General features: G+C 72.1%; 17 protein-coding genes, 1 tRNA gene and 1 pseudogene. 10 read left to right on the top strand and 9 right to left on the bottom strand.

Features of this window, described 5'->3' with window-relative positions; genetic code table 11:
• Positions 1 to 107 precede the first annotated feature (107 nt).
• From ACUYMY_RS11560 to ACUYMY_RS11550, 3 genes are all read left to right on the top strand, one after another.
• Positions 108 to 1,187 (top strand): metal ABC transporter solute-binding protein, Zn/Mn family, encoded by a 1,080-nt coding sequence (locus ACUYMY_RS11560; protein ID WP_481703698.1) that lies wholly within the window; start codon positions 108 to 110, stop codon positions 1,185 to 1,187.
• A gap of 116 nt (positions 1,188 to 1,303) precedes the next feature.
• Positions 1,304 to 2,131, top strand: coding sequence for a metal ABC transporter ATP-binding protein (locus ACUYMY_RS11555; protein ID WP_481703697.1), 828 nt, complete (start codon positions 1,304 to 1,306; stop codon positions 2,129 to 2,131).
• On the top strand, positions 2,128 to 3,033 hold the full coding sequence (locus ACUYMY_RS11550; RefSeq protein WP_481703696.1) for a metal ABC transporter permease: 906 nt from the start codon (positions 2,128 to 2,130) through the stop codon (positions 3,031 to 3,033). Before ACUYMY_RS11555 ends, ACUYMY_RS11550 begins: the two co-directional genes overlap by 4 nt.
• A 54-nt stretch (positions 3,034 to 3,087) precedes the next feature.
• Here the strand turns inward: ACUYMY_RS11550 and ACUYMY_RS11545 are convergent, their stop codons facing one another.
• Positions 3,088 to 3,543 (bottom strand): Fur family transcriptional regulator, encoded by a 456-nt coding sequence (locus tag ACUYMY_RS11545; protein ID WP_481703695.1) that lies wholly within the window; start codon positions 3,541 to 3,543, stop codon positions 3,088 to 3,090.
• 92 nt (positions 3,544 to 3,635) lie between these two features.
• On the opposite strand from ACUYMY_RS11545, the gene ACUYMY_RS11540 reads away from it, so the two are divergent.
• A complete protein-coding gene (locus ACUYMY_RS11540; RefSeq protein ID WP_481703694.1) occupies positions 3,636 to 4,334 on the top strand; it encodes an MBL fold metallo-hydrolase in 699 nt (232 codons plus the stop codon).
• A gap of 6 nt (positions 4,335 to 4,340) precedes the next feature.
• Here the strand turns inward: ACUYMY_RS11540 and ACUYMY_RS11535 are convergent, their stop codons facing one another.
• Positions 4,341 to 5,438 (bottom strand): PLP-dependent cysteine synthase family protein, encoded by a 1,098-nt coding sequence (locus ACUYMY_RS11535; RefSeq protein ID WP_481703693.1) that lies wholly within the window; start codon positions 5,436 to 5,438, stop codon positions 4,341 to 4,343.
• A gap of 88 nt (positions 5,439 to 5,526) precedes the next feature.
• Between ACUYMY_RS11535 and ACUYMY_RS11530 the strand changes: the two genes are divergently transcribed.
• Together ACUYMY_RS11530 and ACUYMY_RS11525 are read left to right on the top strand one after the other, a co-directional pair.
• Positions 5,527 to 6,453, top strand: a complete 927-nt coding sequence (locus ACUYMY_RS11530; protein ID WP_481703692.1) for a sulfurtransferase — start codon at positions 5,527 to 5,529, stop codon at positions 6,451 to 6,453.
• Positions 6,454 to 6,521: 68 nt separating this feature from the next.
• On the top strand, positions 6,522 to 6,950 hold the full coding sequence (locus ACUYMY_RS11525; protein ID WP_481705048.1) for an HIT family protein: 429 nt from the start codon (positions 6,522 to 6,524) through the stop codon (positions 6,948 to 6,950).
• Between the two features lie 44 nt (positions 6,951 to 6,994).
• Here the strand turns inward: ACUYMY_RS11525 and ACUYMY_RS11520 are convergent, their stop codons facing one another.
• From ACUYMY_RS11520 to ACUYMY_RS11500, 5 genes are all read right to left on the bottom strand, one after another.
• Entirely contained in the window at positions 6,995 to 7,984 is a 990-nt protein-coding gene (locus ACUYMY_RS11520) for a beta-ketoacyl-ACP synthase III (protein ID WP_481703691.1), read from the bottom strand.
• 94 nt (positions 7,985 to 8,078) lie between these two features.
• A complete protein-coding gene (gene hrpA, locus ACUYMY_RS11515) occupies positions 8,079 to 12,263 on the bottom strand; it encodes an ATP-dependent RNA helicase HrpA (RefSeq protein ID WP_481703690.1) in 4,185 nt (1,394 codons plus the stop codon).
• 185 nt (positions 12,264 to 12,448) lie between these two features.
• A tRNA-Arg gene (locus tag ACUYMY_RS11510) sits at positions 12,449 to 12,521 on the bottom strand.
• 63 nt (positions 12,522 to 12,584) lie between these two features.
• On the bottom strand, positions 12,585 to 13,481 hold the full coding sequence (locus ACUYMY_RS11505; RefSeq protein WP_481703689.1) for a hypothetical protein: 897 nt from the start codon (positions 13,479 to 13,481) through the stop codon (positions 12,585 to 12,587).
• A gap of 8 nt (positions 13,482 to 13,489) precedes the next feature.
• Positions 13,490 to 14,527, bottom strand: a complete 1,038-nt coding sequence (locus tag ACUYMY_RS11500) for an SPFH domain-containing protein (protein WP_481703688.1) — start codon at positions 14,525 to 14,527, stop codon at positions 13,490 to 13,492.
• A 103-nt stretch (positions 14,528 to 14,630) separates the two neighbouring features.
• Between ACUYMY_RS11500 and ACUYMY_RS11495 the strand changes: the two genes are divergently transcribed.
• Positions 14,631 to 15,359, top strand: a complete 729-nt coding sequence (locus tag ACUYMY_RS11495) for an NUDIX hydrolase (RefSeq protein ID WP_481703687.1) — start codon at positions 14,631 to 14,633, stop codon at positions 15,357 to 15,359.
• A gap of 85 nt (positions 15,360 to 15,444) precedes the next feature.
• Here ACUYMY_RS11495 and ACUYMY_RS11490 read toward each other — a convergent pair whose 3' ends face one another.
• Both ACUYMY_RS11490 and ACUYMY_RS11485 read right to left on the bottom strand, forming a co-directional pair.
• A complete protein-coding gene (locus ACUYMY_RS11490; protein ID WP_481705047.1) occupies positions 15,445 to 15,825 on the bottom strand; it encodes an HNH endonuclease signature motif containing protein in 381 nt (126 codons plus the stop codon).
• 24 nt (positions 15,826 to 15,849) lie between these two features.
• Positions 15,850 to 16,482, bottom strand: a pseudogene (locus ACUYMY_RS11485) (DUF222 domain-containing protein); the annotation flags it as partial.
• 242 nt (positions 16,483 to 16,724) lie between these two features.
• Between ACUYMY_RS11485 and ACUYMY_RS11480 the strand changes: the two are divergent.
• The 3 genes from ACUYMY_RS11480 (at position 16,725) to argS (ending at position 20,675) form a co-directional block, all read left to right on the top strand.
• Positions 16,725 to 16,985 carry a hypothetical protein gene (locus ACUYMY_RS11480; RefSeq protein WP_481703686.1) on the top strand — a complete coding sequence of 87 codons (261 nt, stop codon included), beginning with the start codon at positions 16,725 to 16,727 and terminating at the stop codon, positions 16,983 to 16,985.
• Positions 16,986 to 17,626: 641 nt separating this feature from the next.
• Positions 17,627 to 18,943, top strand: coding sequence for an MFS transporter (locus ACUYMY_RS11475; protein WP_481703685.1), 1,317 nt, complete (start codon positions 17,627 to 17,629; stop codon positions 18,941 to 18,943).
• 76 nt (positions 18,944 to 19,019) lie between these two features.
• Positions 19,020 to 20,675, top strand: coding sequence for an arginine--tRNA ligase (gene argS / locus ACUYMY_RS11470; RefSeq protein ID WP_481703684.1), 1,656 nt, complete (start codon positions 19,020 to 19,022; stop codon positions 20,673 to 20,675).
• Position 20,676 lies beyond the last annotated feature (1 nt).

Below are 20,676 nucleotides of genomic sequence, written 5' to 3'. Positions count from 1 at the left end.
TCCCAAGAAGCGCTACAGTGGGGGAAGAAGTTGCGACCCGTTCTCATCTTGAGCGGGTCCGTCCGGCGCCGAGGCGCCGCCCAGTCACGATGAGAACCGAGGAACCTGTGCGCTCTGTCCTTGCCCGCACCGCTACCGTCCGCACTGTTGCTGCCCGAGTCGCTCTGACCGGTGCCGCCGCAGCCTCCCTGCTCCTGACCGCTTGCTCGCCGGCACAGACCGGAGCCAGCGGCGCCGCGGGCGGCGCCGGCGGCCAGATCGCCGTCGTCGCCTCGACCAACGTCTATGGCGACCTCGTCGAGACCATCGGCGGGGACCGGGTCGAGGTCACCTCGATCGTGAGCAAGCCGACGCAGGACCCGCACTCGTACGAGGCCACGGCGCAGGACCGGCTCGCCGTCTCCAAGGCTCGCCTCGTCGTCGAGAACGGCGGCGGCTTCGACTCGTTCCTCGGCCCGCTCGTGCATGAGGCGAAGCTCGGCCAGGATGCGGTCATCACGGCCGTCGAGGTCGCGGGGCTCGAGGCGCCCACTGACGGGGCCCACAGCGAGGCGGCGCACAGCGGGGAGGCCCACAGCGGGGAGGCCCACAGCGACGAGGCGCACACCGAATCGGCCGGCGCCACCCCCGAGGCCGGAACGGATCCGCACGCCGGCCACAACCACGCCTTCAACGAGCACGTCTGGTACGACGTCCACGCGATGGGCAAGGTTGCGGCGGAGATCGCCGAGCGGCTCGGCCAGCTCGACCCGGCCTCGGCCGAGGCGTTCACCGCCCGTGCCGCAGAGGTCACGGCCAAGCTCGAGGCCGTCGAGTCCACGCTCGAGCAGGTCAAGGCAGCCCACGCAGGGCAGGCCGTGGCCATGACCGAGCCCGTGCCGTTCTACCTCCTCGAGGCCGCCGGCCTGGAGAACGCGACGCCCGAGGCCTTCACCGAGGCCATCGAGGAGGAGCAGGACGTCCCGCCGGCCGCGCTCAAGGAGACCCTCGACCTCGTCTCGTCCAAGCGCGTCGCGCTGCTCGCCTACAACCCGCAGACCGAGAGCCCCCAGACCCAGGCCGTGCGCAAGGCGGCCGAGGATGCCGGCGTGACGGTCGTCGAGTTCACCGAGACGCTCCCGGAGGGCAGCGACTACGCGGGCTGGATGCAGTCCAACGCCGAGGCGGTCGCGAAAGCCCTCGCGTGATCGACGACAGCCTCACCGATGAGACTCTGGTCGACGACCGTCTGGTCGCCGACCGCCGGGTCGACGACCGGGCGCTGGGCGGCAGGACTCGGCCGGCTGCCCTAGACTCAGAGGTCATGACACGTCAGGCCGATGCCCCGGCGGTACGGCTGCGCGGCGCGAGCCTCGCCTTCGGCCCACGGCCCCTGTGGACGGGGCTCGACCTCGACGTCCGCCCCGGCGAGTTCTTCGCCGTTCTCGGGCCCAACGGCAGCGGCAAGACGAGCTTCCTCAAGGCGCTGCTCGGCGTCGTTCCCCTCACCGCGGGGACCGTCGAGGTCGCCGGCCGGCCCGCGGGCCGCGGCGAGGGCATCGGCTACATCCCCCAGCAGCGCTCGTTCGCCCCGGACACGCCCCTGCGTGCGCGCGACCTCGTGGCGCTCGGCCTCGACGGGCACCGCTGGGGCATCCGGCTCAATGGCCGCGCGGTCGCGGCGCGGGTCGACGAGCTCCTCGGCACGGTCGGGGCCCTCAGCTACGCGAAGGTCCCCGTGGGGCAGCTCTCGGGCGGCGAGCAGCAGCGGCTGCGCGTGGCCCAGGCGATCGCGTCCCGCCCCCGCGTCCTGCTCTGCGACGAGCCGCTCCTGTCCCTCGACCTCAAGCACCAGCAGGCCGTGAGCCAGCTCATCGACGCCCAGCGGCGCGAGCACAACACGGCGGTCGTGTTCGTCACCCACGAGATCAACCCGATCTTGGACTACGTGGACCGCGTCCTCTACCTCGCGGACGGGAAGTTCCGCGTCGGCGAGCCCGAGGAAGTCATGACGACAGAGGTCCTGTCCGAGCTGTACGGCAGCCGCGTCGAGGTCTCGCGCGTCAACGGGCGGATCGTCGTCGTCGGGCTGCCGGACGCGACGACCCACCACCACGAGCAGCTCGACCCCCACCAGAAGGAGCCCGCGTGAGCTTCGGCGACATCCTCGGCGCGGTGTTCTCGTTCGAGAACTACGGGGAGATCCTCGCCCTCGTGCAGACCTCGGTCTGGGCGGGGGCGGTCCTCGGCCTCCTCGGCGGGATCGTGGGCACGTTCGTCATGAAGCGGGACCTCGCCTTCGCCGTGCACGGGATCTCGGAGCTGTCCTTCGCCGGGGCGGCGTTCGCGCTGCTCGTCGGGACGGACGTCGTCGCGGGCTCGCTCGTCGGCTCCATCGCGGCCTCGCTCCTCATCGCCCTCATGGGCGGGCGCGCACGCGAGAAGAATTCCGTGATCGGGGTCCTCATGCCCTTCGGGCTCGGCCTCGGCATCCTCTTCCTCGCGCTCTACGAGGGCCGGGCGGCCAACAAGTTCGGGCTGCTCACGGGCCAGATCGTCGCGGTGGACACGGTTCAGCTCCAGCTCCTGGCGGTGACCGCGCTCGCCGTCGTGCTGGTCCTCGTGGCCGTGTGGCGCCCCCTGACGTTCGCGAGCGTCGACCCCGAGATGGCCGTCGCGGCGGGCGTGCCCGTGCGGGCCCTCTCGATCGTGTTCCTGCTCGTTCTCGGCGTGAGCGTCGCCCTCTCGATCCAGGTCGTCGGGGCCCTGCTCGTCCTGGCGCTGCTCATCACGCCCGCCGCGGCGGCGCTCAAGGTCACGTCGTCGCCACACCTGACCCTCGTGCTCAGCATCGTGTTCGCGGTCGTCGCGACCGTCGGCGGGATCCTGCTCGCCCTCGGCGGCCGGCTGCCGATCAGCCCCTACATCACGACGCTCTCGTTCCTCATCTACGCCGTGTGCGCCGTCATCGGCTGGGCCAAGCGGCGGCGCGGGCGCAACGGACGCGTCCTGCAGGGCAGCGAGCGGGAGCGCACGACGCCGGTCGCAGCCTGAGCGGCGACGTCGCCTGAGCGCGGGACAGGCGTCCGGGTCAGGCCCCGGAACCGATCAGGCCTCGGCGGCCTCGCGCGCGACGATCGCGGTGCACTCGGGGCAGAGGCCGAAGATCTCGACCGTGTGCTCGATCGCGGTGTAGCCGTGCTCGCGCGCCACGCGGCTGGCCCACGTCTCGACCGCGGGCGCCTCGATGTCGACCGCTCGGCCGCAGCGCCGGCACACGAGGTGGTGATGGTGGCCCGTGGCGTCGCAGCGGCGGTAGACGGCCTCGCCGTCGTCCGTGCGGAGGACGTCCACGAGGCCCTCGTCTGCCATGGACTGGAGGATCCGGTAAGTCGTGGCCAGGGAGACGGAGGCGCCCTCGTCGTGCAGGATGCGGTGCAGGTCCTGCGTGCTGACGAAGTCCTCGAGCCGGTCCAGCGTCGCCGAGACGGCGAGCCTCTGCTTCGTCACCCTCTGCTCGCGGCCCGCACGGCGCGCCGCGCCGTGCGCCGTCGTCTCGGCCACGTGTCCTCCCGGCCCTAGTTCTGATGGCTTGCTGGTCTTCAAGCCTAGCAAGCGCCCGGAACCAGACGGTGCTGAGAACTAGACTGGCCGCCATGAGGCTGACCAAGTACATCCATTCGTGCGTCCGGATCAGCAAGCCTGTCAAGAACAGCGGGGACAGCGGGGCCAGTGCCGACAGCGGCGAGCGCGTGCTCGTCCTCGACCCCGGGAACTTCTCGGAGGTCGAGGAGGCGCTCGACGGCGCGCACGCGCTCCTCGTCACCCACGAGCACCCCGACCATGTCGACGTCCCGCGCGTCGCGGCGGCGCTCGCCGCGGACGGCGGGATCCAGGCGTGGGCTCCCGACGGCGTCGCGCGCGCCCTGCGCGAGGCCGCGCCGGAGGCCGCGGGCCGGATCCACGCGGTCGAGCCGGGATCGGAGTTCGAGGCGGCGGGCTTCGAGGTGCGGACCTTCGGCAGCCAGCACGCCCTCATCCACGCGAGCGTCCCCGTCGTGGCGAACATCGGCTACCTCATCGACGGGACCGTGTTCCACCCGGGCGACTCGTTCACGGTCCCCCACGGCGTCGAGGTGCCCACGCTGCTCGTCCCGATCCACGCCCCGTGGAGCAGGGTCGGGGAGGTCCTCGACTTCCTCATCGCCGTGCGGGCGAAGCGGGCCCTGCCCATCCACAACGCCCTCCTCAACGATCGCGGACTCGGCGTCGTCGAGAAGCACGTCCAGCGCGTGAGCGGCCAGTACGGCACCGAGTACGTGCGCCTCGCTCCCGGCGAGTCGACCGAGCTCTAGGGCCAGTCAGCCCGGCCAGCGGCCCGTCGCGAAGAACTCCTCGAGGGTGCGGGCGAACGGCGCCGGGTCGAGGCCCCGCTCCGCGAGCCACGCGTCGTCGCCGTAGGAGCCCTCGTAGCGCGAGCCGGCGTCGCACATGAGCGTGACGATGCTCCCGCGCTCGCCCGCGGCGGCCATCTCGGCCACGAGCTGCCACACGCCCCAGAGGTTCGTGCCCGTGGAGGGCCCGGCGTCGAGCCCGAAGCGCTGCCTCGCGTCCCGCATCGCGGCGACGGACGCGCCGTCGGGAACCTGCAGCATGCGGTCCACGATGCGCGGGTTGAAGCTCGGCTCGAGCCTGGGCCGGCCGATGCCCTCGATCCGCGAGCCCGTGCCCAGGGCCGCGGTGCCCGAGGCCCAGCTCGGGTAGAAGGCCGAGCCCTCGGGGTCCACGACGGCGAGCCGCGTCGCGAGGCGGCGGTAGCGGACGTAGCGGCCGATCGTGGTGCTCGTCCCGCCCGTCCCCGCGCCGACGACGATCCAGCGGGGCACGGGGTGCGGCTCGAGGGCGAGCTGGTCGAAGACCGTCTCGGCGATGTTGTTGTTCCCGCGCCAGTCGGTGGCCCGCTCGGCGTAGGTGAACTGGTCGAGGTAGTGGCCTCCGCAGGCCTCGGCGAGGCGCGCGGCCTCACCGTACACCTCGCCGGCGGACTCGACGGTGTGGATGCGGCCGCCGTAGGACTCGATGAGGGCGAGCTTCTCGTGGCTCGTCCCGCGCGTCACGACGGCCGTGAACGGAACGCCGATGAGCCGCGCGAAGTACGCCTCGGACACGGCCGTGCTGCCGCTCGAGGCCTCGACGACCATCGTGCCCTCGCGGATCCAGCCGTTGACGAGGCCGAAGAGGAACAGGGAGCGGGCCAGACGGTGCTTGAGGCTGCCCGTGCGGTGCGTCGACTCGTCCTTGACGTACAGGTCCACGCCCCACTCCGGTGGAAGCGGCACGGCATGCAGGTGGGTGTCGGCGCTGCGGCGCGCGTCCGCCTCGATGCGGCGGACGGCCTCGTCCGCCCAGGCGCGCTCGCCGCCAAAGGTCCCTGGGGTGGCTGGTGCTCGTGAATCCACCGCACCAGCCTACGCGCGGGGCTAGGGTGGGAGTGCGTGCGCGCACACCCCAGCGCGCGCCAGTGACGGTCCTCACGAAGGAGTGGCGATGAGCACACAGCAGGTCCTGGTCTCGGCGGGAGACCTCGCGCGCCGGATGGACGCCGGGATGCGGACAGTCGTCCTCGACGTCCGCTGGCAGCTCGGCGGCCCCGACGGGCGCGCCGCCTACGCGCAGGGCCATGTCCCCGGCGCCGTGTACGCGGACCTGCCCACGGAGCTCGCCGTCCCCGTCGCGTCCGGCAGCCCGGAGGAGGCGGCCGGCGGCCGCCACCCGCTCCCGGCCCCCGAGCGGTTCGAGGAGTCGGCGCGGAGGTGGGGGATCGACGACGGCGACGCTGTCGTCGTGTACGACGACTGCGGCGGGCAGTCCGGGGCGAGGGCGTGGTGGATGCTGCGCGACGCCGGCGTGGCGGACGTGTGGATCCTCGACGGCGGCCTCGCGGCCTGGCGGCGGGCCGGACTCCCGCTCGAGACGGGCCACGAGATGGCTGCCCTCGGGAGCGTCCACCTCCGCCCTGGCCAGCTTCCCGTGATCGGCGCCGACGAGGCCGCGGCCTTCCCCGGCGTGCTCCTCGACGCCCGCGCCGGCGAGCGGTACCGCGGCGAGACCGAGCCCGTCGATCCGCGGGCGGGGCACATCCCCGGTGCCGTGAGCGCTCCCACCGCCGTGAACCTCGCCCCGGATGGGACGTTCCTCTCCGCCGCGGCCCTGCGCGAGCGCTTCGCCCGGCTCGGCGTGCAGACCGGCCGGCCCGTGGCCGTGTACTGCGGCTCGGGGGTCACCGCCGCCCACACGGTCGCCGCCCTCGCGCTCGCCGGGATCGAGGCCGCCCTCTATCCGGGCTCGTTCTCCCAGTGGTCCCGCGACCCGCAGCGCCCCGTTGCCGTCGGCGCTGAACCGTACGGGACGGCGCGCGGGATGAGCCAGGCCTCGTCGCACGGGACGGCCCATGGGATAGCGTCGGCCCCATGACACCAGGACGCCCCGTCATTCCCGGCGCGGACAAGCTCGCCCGGGACCTGACCGCCGAGAGGAAGCCCATGACCACCATCTTCACCAAGATCATCGACGGCGAGATCCCGGGCCGCTTTGTTTGGAAGGACGACGACGTCGTGGCCTTCCTGAGCATCGGCCCCCTCGCGGAGGGGCACACGCTCGTCGTCCCGCGCGAGGAGGTGGACCGGTGGACGGACGCCTCGCCGGAGCTCTTTGCGAAGGTGGCCGCCGTCGCGCAGACCATCGGCAAGGCGCAGGTCGAGGCGTTCGACGTCGAGCGGGCCGGCGTCATCATCGCGGGCTTCGAGGTCCACCACCTGCACGTGCACGTGTGGCCGGCGAGCTCCGAGGCCGAGTTCGACTTCAAGCGCGCCCAGCACAACCCCGACCCGGCGGTCATGGACGCCGCGGCGGAGAAGATCCGCGCCGCCCTGCGCGCCGCGGGCCACGGGGAGTTCGTGCCGGAGTCCTGACTCAGCCCCTGACTCTCGACCCCTGCCCTTTCACCCTCTGCCCCTCAACCCCGGCGGGGCGTCATCGCGACCATGCCCGCGTAGGTGAAGCCCCCGCCGAAGCCGAAGAGCAGGGCGGGGGCGTCTGCAGGGACCCGGCCCGCGTGCCACCAGCGGCTCAGGCCCAGCGGGACGCTCGCGGCGGACGTGTTGCCGGACTCCGTGACGTCGGTGACCACGACGCGGTCTGCGAGGCCGAGCGCCTCGGCGAGCGGCTCGATGATCCGGAGGTTCGCCTGGTGCGTCACGAGGACCTCGATGTCGCCGAGCGTCAGGCCGGCCCGCTCGACGGCGGCACGGGCGTGGCCCGCGGCTTCGGTGAGCGCCCACCGCAGCACGTCCCGGCCGTTCTGGGAGAACATTCCCGACGGCGGGGAGATGGTCACCGAGCCTGCCATCGCGGTCTTCGACCCCCACACGACCGGGCCGATGCGCGGCGTCTCCGAGGCGCGCACGACGGCGGCGCCGGCGCCGTCCGCGGTGAGCACCGCCGTCGTCCGGTCGCTCCAGTCCGTGACCGAGGAGAGCTTCTCGGCGCCGATGACGAGCGCGTTCGTGGCCGAGCCCGTGCGGATGGACTGGTCGGCCACGGCGAGGGCGTACTCGAAGCCCGAGCAGGCCGTGTTGACGTCCACGATCCCGGGGCCGGGCCTGTCCGCCCCGGTGCCGAGGCCGAGGGCCTCGGCGACGCGGCCGGCCGTGTTGGGGGAGCGCTCCTCGGCCGTCGTCGTCGCGACGACCACGAGGTCGATCTCCTCGGTGGCCGTGCCGGCGTCCTCGAGCGCGTGCCGGGCGGCATCCGTGGCGAGGTCGGCGACGGTCTGGCCATCGGCGATCCGGCGGGTCACGATGCCCGTGCGCTGGCGGATCCACTCGTCGGAGGTGTCCATCATCGTCTCGAGCTCGTGGTTGTCCATGAGCCGGGACGCCTCGGCATGGCCGAGGCCGGCGATCTCGGTGCCGGCGGCCGTCGGGGGGAGGCGGAGCTCGGGCATGGGGTCCTTTCGTGCGGTGGCTGGAACTGCTGGGGGAGGGGCAGGGGTGGGGGCGGGCAGGGCGGAGAGGCCAGCGGTGACGAGCGGGCAGCGTCTACGCGGGGGCGAGGGCCTCGTTCAGGGCCTGGCGGACGCGCTTCTCCGAGACCTTCCCGGCGGTGCCGAGCTCGACGGCGAAGAGGCTGACCCGCAGCTCCTCGATCATCCAGCGCACGCGCTCGAGCTTCGCGCGGTTCCGGCCGCCCGCGCCCAGGGCTGCTGCGGCGTCGTCGTAGTCGTCCTCGAGGGACTGGACGGCGGCCATCGCGACGGCGTCGCGCTGGACGTTCGAGGGCATCTTCTCGAGCCGGCGCTCGATCGCCGCGAGGTAGCGCGGAAGGTGCACGAGCTGGGCGTAGCCCGTCTGCGCGACGAAGCCCGGGTACACGAGCTGCTCGAGCTGGGCCTTGATGTCGTTCAGGCCAGAGACGAGGGCGAGGCTCGTCGTGCCCCGGAGCGCCTTGCCGATGCGCAACGACGCGGCGAGGACCTGCTCGACGATCGCCGTGACCGCGAAGACCGTGTCGATGAGCTCGGCGCGGACCTCGTCGTAGAGCGCGTCGAAGGCCTCGCGGTCCCAGGGCAGGGCCGCGGGCACGAGGCGGTCGATGGCCGCCAGCACGCAGTCCGCGATGAGATCCGCGACGGAGCCGTGCGGGTTCTGGCTGAAGGTGAGCTTCTCGCGGTTGTTGAGGTGCTCGAGGACGTAGCGGTCCGGCGGCGGGACGCGCAGGGCCAGGAGGCGGATGACGCCGGCGCGGTGCGCCGCGAGCTGGTCCTCCTCCGTCTGGAAGACCCGCAGGCCCGCCGTCCCGCGCGAGCCCTTGGCCGGCCGGGTGCCGCCGGCTTCGCGCTGCTCGCGCTGTTCATCGACGAGAGCCGGGTAGCCGGTCACCGTGTGCCCCGCGACCGTCGTGCTCGCGGTGCGCGGGATCGTGCCCACGCTCCACTCGGTGAGCCCGGTCCTCTCCGTGACGCCCCCGCGCTCGGCGAGGCCCCCGCGCTCGGAGGGGCCCGCCGTCGTGCTCGCTGACACCGATGCCGCGGTGCCAGACGCCCTTTTCGGGTGCGTACCCCCCGACTTCGACGGTGCAGCCCCCCTTTTCGGCGGCAGGCCCCCCGACGTCGGCGGGGCGGGGGTTGCGCCGAGGGACTCGGCGATGGCCCGGCGCGTCGCAGGGGCGAGCTGCTCCTTGAGCGCGACGAGGTCCTTGCCCGCGCCGAGCACGTTCCCCTGGGGGTCGACGACGCTGAAGGCCATGATCAGGTGCGGCGGGACCGCGTCCCAGTTCCACGACCCGGGTGGCACGATCTGGCCCTTGAGCCGGCGCAGCACGAGCTCGAGGGAGTCCGTGAGGGAGTCCTGCGCGGGGTCGAAGTCCGCCTCGAGCGCCGCGACCGCCTGCCGGGCGACGTCCGGCGCGGGCACGAAGTTCTTGCGCACCTGCTTGGGCAGCGACTTGATGAGGGCCGTGACGAGCTCGACCCGCAGGCCGGGGATCTGCCAGCGGAACGGCTCCGGATCGAGCTGGTTGAGGAAGAGCACGGGGACCTCGGCGGTCACGCCGTCGCCCGGCTCCGGCGTGCCGCCGGGAGCCACGGGATGGAACTCGTAGGTGAGCGGGAGGTCGAAGCCGGCCTGGCGCCAGACGGTCGGGTACGCGCCGCCGGCGGTCTCGACCGTGTCCTCGGCCTCCTCGCGCAGGAGGAGGGCGCGGTCGAAGTCGAGCAGGTGCTCGTCCTCGTGGCGGGCCTTCTTCCACCACGCGTCGAAGTGCCGCTCGGAGACGACGTTCTCCGGGACGCGCGCGTCGTAGAACTCGAACAGCGCCTCGTCGTCCACGCGCAGGTCGTGCCGGCGCATGCGGGTCTCGAGCTCCTCGACCTCCTCGAGCAGGGCCCGGTTCCGCTTGAAGAAGTGGTGGCGCGTGTTCCACTCGCCCTCCACGAGGGCGTGCCGGATGAACAGCTCCCGGGCCACCGGCGGATCGATGCGGCCGAAGTTCACGCGCCGCTGCGCCACGAGGGTCACGCCGTAGAGCGTGACCTTCTCGTAGGCCATGACCGCGCCGGCACGCTTGGACCAGTGCGGCTCGGAGTAGGAGCGCTTGACGAGGTGGGGAGCGACGAGCTCGGCCCATGCGGGGTCCATCTTCGCGGCGGTCCTGGCCCAGAGCCGGCTGGTCTCGACGAGCTCGGCGGCCATGACGTACGTCGGGTTCTTCTTGAACAGGGCCGAGCCGGGGAAGATCGCGAAGCGCGTCCCGCGGGCGCCGAGGTACTCCCGGCCGCGCTCGCCCTTGCGCTCGTCGAGCAGGCCGATCTGGCTCGTCAGGCCCGCGAGCAGCGACTGGTGGACGGCGTCGTGCTTGCCGACGGCGTCAAGCCGGACCTCGCCGCGGCCCGGGCCCGCGCTGATGCCGAGTGGGCGGGCGAGCTGCCGCAGCTGGGCAAAGAGCTCCTGCCACTCGCGCACGCGCAGGTAGTTGATGAACTCGGCCTTGCACAGGCGCCGGAACGCCGAGGAGGAGAGCTCGTGCTGCTTCTCCTGGAGGTAGTTCCACAGGTTGAGGTAGCCGGTGAAGTCGGAGTTCTCGTCCTTGAAGCGCGCGTGCTTCTCCTCGGCGGCCTGCTTCTTGCCCGTCTCCGCGGACGGCCGCTCGCGCGGGTCCTGGATGGTCAGCGCCGCGGCGAGGACCATGACCTCGCGGACGCAGTCGCGCCTCGCGGCCTCGACGATCATGCGCCCGAGGCGGGGGTCGACCGGCAGCTGGGCGAGCTGGTGGCCGACGGCGCTGAGCCCGCCCTTCGCGCTCTTCCCGCGGTCCTTCCCGTCCTCCGCCGGCTTCCCGTCCTTTCCGGTCTTCCCGTCTCCCGAGTCCGCGAGCGCGCCGAGCTCGCGCAGGAGGGCCACGCCGTCGTTGATCGCCCGCGACTCTGGCGGCTCGACGAACGGGAAGGCCTCGACGTCCTTGGGGCCCCGTGCGATCCCCATGGCGGTCATCTGGAGGATGACGGCCGCCAGGTTGGTGCGCAGGATCTCGGGGTCGGTGAACTCGGGCCGCGAGAGGTAGTCCTCCTCGGAGTACAGCCGGATGCAGATGCCGTCCGAGACGCGGCCGCAGCGGCCCGCGCGCTGGTTCGCCGACGCCTGGGAGACGCGCTCGATCGGCAGGCGCTGGACCTTCGTCCGGTGGGAGTAGCGCGAGATGCGGGCCGTGCCCGTGTCGATCACGTACTTGATCCCGGGCACGGTGAGGGAGGTCTCGGCGACGTTCGTGGCCAGGACGATCCGCCGCCGCGCACCCGGAGTGAAGACCCGGTGCTGCTCGGCAAGGGACAGCCGCGCGAACAGGGGCAGGATCTCGGCGTCCGCCATGCGGGGGTTGCGCTGGATCCGGCCGGCGAGGGCCTCGGCGGCGTCGCGGATCTCGCGCTCCCCGGAGAAGAAGATGAGGATGTCCCCGGGCGCCTCGCGCGAGAGCTCGTCGACGGCGTCGCACACGGCGTCGAGCGGGTCGCGGTCCTCCTCGAGCGGATCGTCGGAGGAGCCCGCGTCCTCGTCGTCGCCCTCGTTCGAGGGTTCCGCGACGAGCGGCCGGTAGCGGATCTCGACCGGGTAGGTGCGGCCCGAGACCTCGAGGATGGGGGCGGGCTTCGGCTCGCGGCCGGTGCCATCGCCGCCGTCCGCCTGCTCGCCGTCGGCCTCCTGGGCGAAGTGCCGCGCGAAGCGCTCCGGGTCGATCGTGGCCGAGGTGATGATGACCTTGAGGTCCGGCCGCTGCGGGAGGACGCGCTTGAGATAGCCGAGGATGAAGTCGATGTTGAGGCTGCGCTCGTGGGCCTCGTCGATGATGATCGTCGAGTACTTCTTCAGAAGCCGGTCCCGCTGGATCTCGGCGAGCAGGATGCCGTCGGTCATGAGCTTGATGCGGGTCTGGGGCCCGACCTCGCCCGTGAACCGGACCTGGAAGCCGACCTCCTGGCCGAGCTCGACCCCGAGCTCCTCCGCGATGCGCTCGGCGACCGTGCGAGCCGCCAGGCGGCGGGGCTGCGTGTGCCCGATGAGGCCCTTCTCGCCGAGGCCCAGCTCGAGGCACATCTTGGGGATCTGCGTGGTCTTCCCGGAGCCGGTCTCGCCCGCGATGATCGTCACCTGGTGGGCGGCGATGGCCTCCATGAGCTCCTCGCGGCGCTCGGAGACGGGGAGGGCGGCGGGGTACGTGATCGTCAAGGCCATGGCTGGTCCAGTCTAGTTGCCCGGCTCTGGTTGCCCGGCGCGGTTGCGCTCGCAGACGCGAGAAGGCCCCGCCGAGTCGAGGACGACTCGGCGGGGCCTTCTCGCTCGCAGACGCGAGAAGGCCCCGCCGAGTCGAGGACGACTCGGCGGGGCCTTCTGACGACGTCCACGGACATCGATGGATGTGCCCTCGATAGGATTCGAACCTACGGCCTTCTGCTCCGGAGGCAGACGCTCTATCCCCTGAGCTACGAGGGCAGCTCGTCCCGGTGGGAACTCACTGAGCTTATCAGCTGCCCGGGGTGCCGATGCAAACCGCGCTCACACGACGAGGAGGAGGGGGCGCTCGGCGAGGCCGACGGCGATCTCCTGGCCCCAGCCGGCGTCGAGCCGATCAGCCTCTATGCCGTCGCCGAACACCACGAGCTGGCTGGACATGACCGTGATGCGGAGCTCCTCGCCGCGGGCCAGGACGCCCTCGGTCAGCGCTGTGCCGGTGGCCGGCGACGGCCACGCCTCGCGGACGAACCATGCGAGCCAGTCCTCGGTCGGCAAGGGTAGGCGGCGGCCCCCGCGGTCCCGGGCGATGGATGCGCACCAGCCCGTCGCGCCCGTGCCGCTCGAGACGATGACGCCGGACGAGGACTGCCGCTCGGAGACGCCCTCCGGCGTGGCCACGGCGTATCGGGCCGACTGGTGGGAGGCGTGGCCGATGAACACCTCGTTGAGGGCGCAGAGCTCCTGGCCGTCGTCCAGCCGCGCACTGACCATCGTGAGCTCCTCGCACGCGAGGGCCGACGCCGAGGCCTCGGCTGCCGCGCCGAGGAGCCGCACCGCCTCGTGGGGAGCATGCCGGACGAGGCTTCCGGCGTTGACGCCCGGCAGCGGGTTCACCCCGATGACGGGCTGGCCGGCGAGGTACTTCGCGGTGTTGGCCACGAGCCCGTCCTGCCCGACGACGGCGACGACGTCGTCGGGCTCCCAGAGGAAGCGGCTGAGGTCGGAACGCTCGATCTCCGCGAGCCGCCAGGCGAGGGGGAGGGCGTCGCGGACCTGCCCCCGCGCGGCCAGGACGACGTCGTGCTGCTCCTCGACCTCCGAGAGGCTGCGCCCGCGCACCCTGAGGAAGAACTCGGCCTGGCCGCGGGTCGCATGCCGTTCGAGGAGCTCGTCGAGCTCGGTGCGCCGGTGGACGAGCACGAGCCTCGGCTTTGCCATGGGGGCTCCTAGATCTCAGGGGCCGCGGAGCCCGTCGGGCCCGCGGGGTGCGAGGCGAGGCGGCTCAGGGCCGTGATGGCCGAGGTGAGCATGTCCGGGGTGATGGTGAGGCTCTCGATGGCCGGGAGCCGTCCCGCGGCGTCGCGCAGCGCCAGAGTGAGGAGCGTCCCCTGGTCTACCGTCCGGTACGCCTCGAGCGAGGCGGCCTCCCTCGCCGCCTCGGCCTCGCCCACCATCCGGATCTGCCCTGCCTCGGCCTCCGCCGCGAGCCCGCGCTGAGCGGCCTGGGAGCGGGCACCGATCAGGCCGGCCGCCGCGCGCTCCTCGGCCTCGAGCCGGGCGTTGGCGCCCTCCTGGGAGACGAGCCGCTCGCGCTGGACGGCGAGCTGGATCTGGTTCGCAAGCTCGTTCTCGGAGATGGCGCGTTCGCGCTCGACGGCGAGGGCCCTCCGCTCGTAGGTGGCCCGATCGGCCTCCGACTGCAGCTGCTCACGCACGGGGGTCTGCAGGGCTCGTTCGACGTCGGCTTCCGGACGGACCGCGAGGACGCGGACACCGATGATGCGGATGCCCGTGCTCACGAGGCGTTCGTCCTGTGCGAGCCCGGCCGTGAGCAGGTCGCGGAGGTCGCCGATGCCCCGGGCGAGGGCCTCCGCAAGGGTCACCGTGGCGAGGTGGTCGATGCTGAGGCTCTGGCAGAGCTGGCCGACGATCGTGGACACCTGCTCCCGCCCCCGCGGCGGACGCTTGGAGTCCTCGCGCATGGCGAAGTCGAGGCGGGCCGAGACGGTGATCGGGTCCGCGAATCGGTAGGTGACGTTGGCCTGGACGCTCACGTCCTGATGGTCGCGGGTGAACGCGTGGAAGAGCGTGGGGAGTTCCTGGTCGTCCACGGGCACCTCGCTGAGCACGGAGGTCGCGGGACGGAACCAGAAGGCCTGGCCCACCCCCTGATGCCGTACGACGCCCTTCTGCAGGTGCACGACGTAGCCCGTCGGGCTGCCCAGGAAGTGGTTGACCCAGGGATAGTGCCTGATGACCGCCATGGCTCCTCCTGCCGGCTAATTCTCGTCATTTTGACGATAAAAGGATTCTGGGGCCGGGGGATGATTATTGTCAAGGTGACGATAATCCGGATACGGTGAGGCCGTGCCTTCGACTCCTTCCGGCCTCCCGTGCCTTCCCGTCGCGGCCGACGTCGTCGCCCTGACCGTGCGCGATGGCTCTCTCAGCGTCCTGCTCGTCACCCGCCTCATCGAGCCCTTCAAGGGACGGCTCGCATTGCCCGGCGGCTTCGTCACGGCGGGGGAGGACGTCGGTGAGGCGGCGAGCCGGGAGCTCGCGGAGGAGACCGGCGTCGAGCGCGTGCCCGGGCACCTCGAGCAGCTGGCGACCTACGGGCCCCGGGGACGCGACCCGCGCGGGGACGTGCTCACGGTCGCCCATCTGCTGCTCGCGCCCGACTTCCCCGTGCTCGTCGCGGGCAGCGACGCCGAGCATGCGGGCTGGTTCCCCGTGGCGGATGCCCTGGGCGGCGAACTCGCGCTCGCCTTCGACCATGAGCGGATCCTGCGCGACGCCGTCGAGCGCGCCCGTTCGAAGCTCGAGTATTCGCCGCTCGCTGCGGCTTTCTGCGGCGAGGAGTTCACGATCGCCCAGCTGAGGGGGGTCTACGAGGCCGTGTGGGGCGCGCGGCTCGATCCCCGCAACTTCCACCGCAAGGCCACCGGGACGCCCGATTTCCTCGAGGACACGGGAAAGGTCTCCTCCGGCGAGGCCGGGCGGCCCGCCGCCCTCTTCCGGCTCGCTGACCGCGCCCGCGCCGAGCCCGGCCGCGCGGTGCTCAACCCGCCCCTCATGCGGCCGCGCGTGCCGTAGCGGCGCGGGAATCGGCGCAGTGGGGCGGCGAGGGGAGGCGCCGGGAGGCCTGGCGGGATGAGGAGAGCGGGGGATGCCCGGCGCGTCAGAACGGCGGCGGGTCTTTGCGCACGACGACGGCGGGAGGCTCGGGTGGCTCAGACCGGTGCCGTCGAGGTGGCGGCGGCTCGGGGTGAGTGGACGCTGCCGAGCGCGGGCCGAGGATGTGGTCGCGCTCCGTGTGGCCGGCAGGGTAGGTGCGGCCGAGGAGGGTCTCCCAGAGGAGTTCGCCCTGGACGGTTGGGGGCCCGCCATTCGGGGCGCGGTTCCCCGCGCGGCGCCGGAGGTGGAAGAGCGACAGGGACTTGAGGGCGTGGTGCTTGCGGCATAGGAGGGCCAAGTTGTTCGCGTCGGTCGTTCCGCCGTCCTGCCATTCGATCGTGTGGTCGACTTCGGCCCGCTCAGCGGCACATGTGCAGTTGGGCACGATGCAGGTCCCGTCGCGGTATTCGATGAAGCGACGCAGCCCCGCGGGCGGCCGATAGGCCGCGCGGCCCAGGCTGAGCGGGACGCCTTCCATGTCGGTCAGCAGCCGCTCCCAGGTCGGGGCGGCCGCGGCGAGCCGGCGCGCGGTCGTCGCGTCGATGACGCCGTACCCCTCGAGCTCGGCCACGTCGTCTGAGGCGCCGAGCAGCACGGCGGCGGGGATGTGCACCACGATCTCAGCCTTGATGTTGGAGCTGAAGTCCTCTGGAATCTGCGGGGCTTCGGCCTTCCCGGACTCGACGACCGTTGCGGACGTCCCTTGTGCGCCGCTCAGTTTCGGGGCCTCGGCCCCGCCCACCGGCGCGAGGGACAGGGCGAGGTGGGCGAAGGTATCGGCGCGCAGTTGCGGGAGGGTCCGATGCTCGCCCTCGACGGCGTGCGCCGCACGGGCGAGGGCGTCGACCCGGTGATAGACCGCCAGCCCAGTCTCGGCGGGCAGGAGCGCCGTGAGGGTGCACATGCCGTCCTCGGCGGGCTCGTACCAGACGCCCCGGTCGGCGCGCGCCTTGGCCCTGCGCTGGGTGATGGACTCCGGATGCAGGCGCTCGCGCAGGTCGCGCGCGACCCGGCGGAACTCGCCGGAGGTCCGTAGATGCCCCCGTCGGGTGCGGACGCGTCGAGGGCCTTGGCCTCGAACTCTGGCACCGCGCTGTCGGGGAGGGTCGCGGCCTGCTCGACGAGGGTGCGGGCATGTGCCTCGGTGATGTCCCCCGAGGCGAGGGCTTCATAGGTGCCTTCATGCCGTCCCATGAGGGCTTGGGAGTAGTTCAGGGTGCGGGCCGCTGCATTCTCGGACGTGCCCAGCACGAGCGCGAGCTCCGAGACCGCGACGGCGTGGGCATGGTCTCCGCCCAGCCGCACCGGCTGGCCGGCGCGCCCCTCGAGCGGCTCCTCGGCGATCAGATGGGCCATGCGGTCCACGAGCAGAGCGCGCATCGAGGCGTTGAAAGCATCAGAGTCCGCAATCGCCTGGAGCCCCTTGAGGATGCCGTCGAGCGTGTCGAGCGTGCCAGGCGCAAACGAAAGAGTTCCCTGGAGGGCTTCCGGATGGCGGGAAGCGAAGGCGAAATCAGGCGCCATCGGCTGTTCGGCCAGCCCTGACATTCGCTCACCCCCCGAGCGGCGAAATCCATTAGAAGATGTGTACGAATCCTAGTGGACTGAAGGCCGTGATGGAAGATAAATATCCTAAAATCTCCGGGAATCCTTCAAAGCGGACGAGGCCTGCCTCGAGCATCTTTAAGCGGCAGGGGCAGGGGTTGGTCAAGGAGGATAAGAGCTTCGTCGGCGGGCTCCACCGACATGCCCGGCCTCGTTTCCCGACCAAGATCTCGGTCGTGATCCAGTCACAATCTTTGAAAACGGAACCGCTATTGCAAGGAGCGGCCCGTAACTTCGGCTTAGCACAGGGGCCTGGCCAAGTGAACGGATTCGGCGCCTCGGCAACCCTGTACTCGGAGGTCCTAATGGACAACGCGACTAGGCTCCTCGCGCTCGCCGCAGAGGAATTCACAGGCCTTTGGGACATGGTCCTAGAACTCGCCGGTAGTGGTTCGAATGCCAACGAGCTCTACGTCGGCGGCCCATTCGATATAGCGATTCCCGAACCTGTGGCTCGAGACGAGGTCCCCGCCCTTCTATCTCCTGGGGCAGCTTGGCCGAATACCTGCGGAACGTGAGAATCCCCACGTCCCGGGCTCCGCGGCTCGGCCCACGGTGCGGGACGGTATACCGTCGCCCCCATGAGCGAGGGCAGCACTGGATGGGGCCGACGGCGGCCGTGGCGGGGACGGATCCTCGTCCTCGCCGGCATCCTCGCGGTGGCCTTCACGCTCCGGTCGGCCGTCACCGTGGTCCCGCCCGTCGCCGGCGCGATCGGCCAGGACATCCCCATGCCCTCGTGGCTCCTCGGCGTCCTGGGCATGCTGCCGACGGCCCTTTTCGGGCTCAGTGGACTCGCCACGCCGGCCCTCATGCGGCGCACGGGCCCGGAGTCGCTCGCGATCGGAGCGATGGGCGCGGCCGCCCTCGGCCAGGTCCTCCGGGCCGCAGCGCCGGAGTCGGGGCTGTTCCTTGCGGGCACGGCGATCGCGCTCGCGGGCATGGGCGCCGGCAACGTCGTCCTGCCGCCTCTGGTCAAGAAGTACTTCCCAGACCGCCCGGGCGTCCTGACGGCGCTCTACGTGACCGTCCTCAGCCTCGGCACCGCCGTCCCGCCCGCGCTCGCGGTGCCCGTCGCGGACGCCGCCGGCTGGCGCGCCTCCCTCGCCTGGTGGGCGGCGCTCAACCTCATCGCGGCCCTGCCGTGGCTCGGCCTCCTGCCCCGCTGGAGGCACGACGGCGGCGAGTCCCCGCGCGCAGGCCGGGCACCCGCCGTCGTGCGCGGGGACGGCGGCGACGACGCCCCCGGTGCTGCTGGCCCCCGGGCCCGCATCACCCCGCCCCCGCCGCTGACGGGTCCGGTGAGGGTGTGGCGCTCGCCGACGGCCTGGGCGCTCGCGCTCGTCTTCGGCTGCACGTCGCTCAACACGTACGCGATGTTCGCGTGGATCCCCTCGGTCTTCGCGGACGCTGGCCTGGCGCCGCACGAGGCGGGCCTGCAGCTCGCGCTGTTCTCCGCCCTCGGCCTGCCGCTGAGCCTGCTCGTCCCGCTGCTGGCCTCGCGCCTGCGCTCGCCGTGGCCCATCGTCGTCGCCGGCGTCGTGTGCTTCGCGGCCGGCTACGCAGGCCTGTGGCTCGCCCCCGGCGCCGCGCCGTCGCTGTGGTCGGCGCTCACCGGCCTCGGACCCGCGACCTTCCCCCTCGCCCTCCTGCTCGTCAACCTCCGCACCCGGACGCAGCGCGTCTCGGGCGCCCTCTCCGGCTTCTCGCAGGGCGTCGGCTACACGCTCGCGTGCGTCGGGCCCGTGCTCACCGGTTGGCTCCACGACGCGACGGGGGAGTGGGCGGCGTCGTTCGCGTTCCTCGGCGCGACGCTCGCGGTGCTCGCCGCCGCCGGCTGGGTGGTCAGCCGGCGGGGCTTCGTGGACGACGACGAGGGCGTCGTCGCCACTCGGTGAGTGCCCTGCGTCGCATCCCGGTTCAGGCAGTGGACGCGTTTCAGGGCGGCCACGCCGCGCCGGTAGGCTATACGCCGTGACTCCCGAAGAACTCTCCGCCGCTATCTCTGCCTGCCTCGCCGACGCCGTCCGCGCCGGCGAGATCTCTGTGGACGTGCCGGAGGACATCCGCGTGGAGCGCCCCAAGAACCGCGACCACGGCGACTGGGCCACGAACATCGCCCTGCAGCTCGGCAAGAAGGCCGGCATGAACCCGCGCGAGCTCGCGGGCATCCTCGCCGAGCGCCTCGGCGGACTCGAGGGCATCTCGTCCGTGGACATCGCGGGCCCCGGCTTCCTCAACGTCCGGCTCGACACCGCCGCGGCCGCAGCCCTCGCGAAGGCCATCGTCGAGGCCGGCGAGGCCTACGGGACGAACGACACCCTCGCCGGGCACGTCGTCAACATGGAGTTCGTCTCGGCGAACCCCACGGGCCCGCTGCACATCGGCCACACCCGCTGGGCCGCCCTCGGCGACTCGATCGCCCGCGTCCTGCGCGCCTCCGGCGCCCAGGTCACCCGCGAGTACTACATCAACGACGCGGGCAGCCAGATGAACGTGTTCGCGAACTCCGTCCTCGCGCGCCTGCACGGCCGCGACGTCCCCGAGGGCGGCTACCCGGGCCAGTACATCGTCGACCTCGGCCACGAGGTCCTCACCGCCCACCCCGACGTGCGCGAGCTCACCGAGGACGCGGCCCTGCCGATCGTGCGCCACGCCGCGTACGAGGCGCAGATGAAGGACATCAAGGCGACCCTCGCGGCCTTCGACGTCTCGTTCGACGTCTACTTCTCCGAGAAGTCCCTGCACGACGCCGGCGCGATCGAGTCCGCCGTCGCCCGCCTGCGCGAGCAGGGCCACGTGTTCGACGAGGACGGCGCCGTGTGGCTGCGCACGACCGACTTCGGCGACGACAAGGACCGCGTCCTCATCCGCGCCAACGGCGAGCCCACGTACTTCGCCGCCGACGCCGCCTACTACCTCTCGAAGAAGGACCGCGGCTTCGGCGAGAAGATCTACCTCCTCGGCGCCGACCACCACGGCTACGTCAACCGCCTCAAGGCCATCGCCGCCTGCGCGGGCGACGACCCGGAGACGAACATCGAGGTGCTCATCGGCCAGCTCGTCTCGGTCAACGGCGCCAAGCTCTCCAAGCGCGCCGGCAACATCATCGAGCTCAAGGACCTCATCGAGTGGCTCGGCAAGGACGCGGTGCGGTACTCGCTCGCGCGCTTCCCCGCCGACTCGCCGCTCACCCTCGACCCCGAGCTGCTGAAGAAGAACACGAACGAGAACCCCGTGTTCTACGTCCAGTACGCGCATGCCCGCTCGCGCGGCGCGGCGCGCAACGCCGTCGCGGCCGGCGTCGAGCGCACGGTCGACGGTGTCGACGCCTTCGACGCCGCGCTCCTGGACCACAAGACCGAGAACGAGCTCATCGCGCACCTCGCGGCCTACCCCTCGATCGTGGGCAAGGCCGCCGAGTTCCGTGAGCCGCACCGCGTGGCACGGCACCTCGAGACGATCGCGGCCGCCTACCACTCGTGGTACGACAACTGCCGCATCGCGCCGCTGGGCGACGAGGAGGTCACCGACCTCAACCGCACCCGCCTGTGGCTCAACGACGCCACGAGCCAGGTGCTGGCCAACGGGCTCAGGCTGCTGGGCGTCTCGGCGCCGGAGAGGATGTAGG

This window comes from Sinomonas sp. T428B (assembly GCF_056780155.1).
The sequence above is the reverse complement of the archived record's forward strand: the minus strand, read 5'-3'. Positions and strand labels throughout refer to the sequence as shown.

Excerpts from the sequence above, each read along its gene's own strand:
- ACUYMY_RS11540 (WP_481703694.1), top strand. The coding sequence starts at position 3,636 with ATGAGGCTGACCAAGTACATCCATTCGTGCGTCCGGATCAGCAAGCCT.
- ACUYMY_RS11500 (WP_481703688.1), bottom strand. The coding sequence starts at position 14,527 with ATGGCGGTCATCAGGCACTATCCCTGGGTCAACCACTTCCTGGGCAGC.
- ACUYMY_RS11480 (WP_481703686.1), top strand. The coding sequence starts at position 16,725 with ATGGTCTCCGCCCAGCCGCACCGGCTGGCCGGCGCGCCCCTCGAGCGG.
- ACUYMY_RS11475 (WP_481703685.1), top strand. The coding sequence starts at position 17,627 with ATGAGCGAGGGCAGCACTGGATGGGGCCGACGGCGGCCGTGGCGGGGA.
- ACUYMY_RS11530 (WP_481703692.1), top strand. The coding sequence starts at position 5,527 with ATGAGCACACAGCAGGTCCTGGTCTCGGCGGGAGACCTCGCGCGCCGG.
- ACUYMY_RS11555 (WP_481703697.1), top strand. The coding sequence starts at position 1,304 with ATGACACGTCAGGCCGATGCCCCGGCGGTACGGCTGCGCGGCGCGAGC.
- hrpA (WP_481703690.1), bottom strand. The coding sequence starts at position 12,263 with ATGGCCTTGACGATCACGTACCCCGCCGCCCTCCCCGTCTCCGAGCGC.
- ACUYMY_RS11525 (WP_481705048.1), top strand. The coding sequence starts at position 6,522 with ATGACCACCATCTTCACCAAGATCATCGACGGCGAGATCCCGGGCCGC.
- ACUYMY_RS11520 (WP_481703691.1), bottom strand. The coding sequence starts at position 7,984 with ATGCCCGAGCTCCGCCTCCCCCCGACGGCCGCCGGCACCGAGATCGCC.
- ACUYMY_RS11505 (WP_481703689.1), bottom strand. The coding sequence starts at position 13,481 with ATGGCAAAGCCGAGGCTCGTGCTCGTCCACCGGCGCACCGAGCTCGAC.